Genomic DNA, 1,501 nt, shown 5'->3' with positions numbered 1-1,501 from the left:
ATGTCTGACCTACCGAACACAACAATTTTCGTGCCCACCAGGTCCCCTGACCTGGTGGGAAGACAGACCTGTCGGGTCAGGGGACCCGACAGGCACATAAGGCGAGACTTTTGGAGTGCGTTGACTGTGTCAATGCGGCATCATCACGGATGATGCACTCCAAAATTAAACTATGTCCACTAAAATAAAAATCCTTCCTCCGGAATTAGTCAATAAAATCGCCGCAGGCGAGGTTGTTGAGCGGCCGGTCTCCGTGGTCAAGGAGTTAGTGGAAAACTCGATTGATGCTGAGGCGACGGAGATATCGGTTGAGATAAAGTCCGGAGGTTTGAAATATATCCGGGTGGTGGATAATGGGTGCGGGATGGATAAAGAGGATGTGGAATTAGCTTTCACCCATCATGCTACCAGTAAAGTCTCCTCTTTTGAGGAATTAAATAGAATCTTGACATTAGGCTTCAGAGGGGAGGCACTGCCGTCGATTGCATTGGTTTCGCAGGTTGAGGTGGTGACGAGGTCTAGTACGCTTTCACCCTCACCTTTATCCTCTCCCTACGAGGGAGAGGAAGATGCCGCCCAAACCTCGCCTCCTGGGTCACCCTCTCCTTTGTCCTCTCCCATCAAGGGAGAGGAAGGCGCGTCCCGACCCGCCCCGACAGGAGTGCAGTTAAAAATCGAGGGTGGTGAGATAAAAAGCATAAAAGAAGTTGGTGCTCCGGAAGGGACGTCCATTAATGTCAGAGAGCTTTTTTATAATACTCCAGCCAGAAGGAAATTCTTAAAAAGTCCCAACTCTGAGACCAGGCAGATAATCGAACGAATGACGACTTTTGCTTTAGCTTTTCCCCAGATTTCTTTTAAGCTCAAAGTCGATGGCAAGGAGACCCTTAATCTCCAGAAAGCAGATAATCTAAAACAAAGAATCGGACAGATCTTTGGCTCTCAGATTCTCAAGCAGATTTTGGAATTAGATTGTGATTACGACGTCGTGCAGATCAAAGGATTCCTGGGCAAGCCGGAAATAGCTAAAACAAGCCGGGCTGAGGTTTATCTTTTTGTCAACCAGAGAAATATTTTTTCCAAATCTCTTTATCATGCCATCCTCACCGGATACAAAGACCTTCTGCCAAAAGGGAAGTTCCCCTGGGGAATAGTTTTTCTGAGCCTGCCACCTGATACGGTGGACGTCAACGTTCACCCGGCAAAGAAGGAAGTCAGGTTCTCAAATGAAAAACAGATGTATGAGTTTCTATATTCAGCAGTATACAAAACCCTGAATACTGGCCTGGTGATGCCTATTTACACTGATATGAAAGAGAAACTTATGACTACAGATAAAGAGGGAGCGTATGGCAATATGCCCCTACATCTGAAAGAAGGGACGCCTGAATATTTTACTGAAAGAGATAAAACTCAGTCCTTTCAACAAGAGTTTTTAGCTGAAGTTTTTAAAGGGATGAAGGTCTCTCCCTTAAGAGAAAAAAAGACTGAGGAAGCTACT

General features: G+C 45.9%; 1 protein-coding gene. It reads left to right on the top strand.

Annotation, left to right across the window (positions count from 1 at the left end; translation table 11 throughout):
* Window positions 1-172 precede the first annotated feature (172 nt).
* Window positions 173-1,501, top strand: a 1,329-nt coding sequence (gene mutL / locus MUP17_10590; GenBank protein ID MCJ7459426.1) for a DNA mismatch repair endonuclease MutL, incomplete at its 3' end; no start/stop codon positions are given.

The sequence above is a fragment of the Candidatus Zixiibacteriota bacterium genome, from assembly GCA_022865345.1.
Taxonomy (GTDB): Bacteria; Zixibacteria; MSB-5A5; order MSB-5A5; family RBG-16-43-9; genus RBG-16-43-9.
The sequence above is the reverse complement of the archived record's forward strand: the minus strand, read 5'-3'. Positions and strand labels throughout refer to the sequence as shown.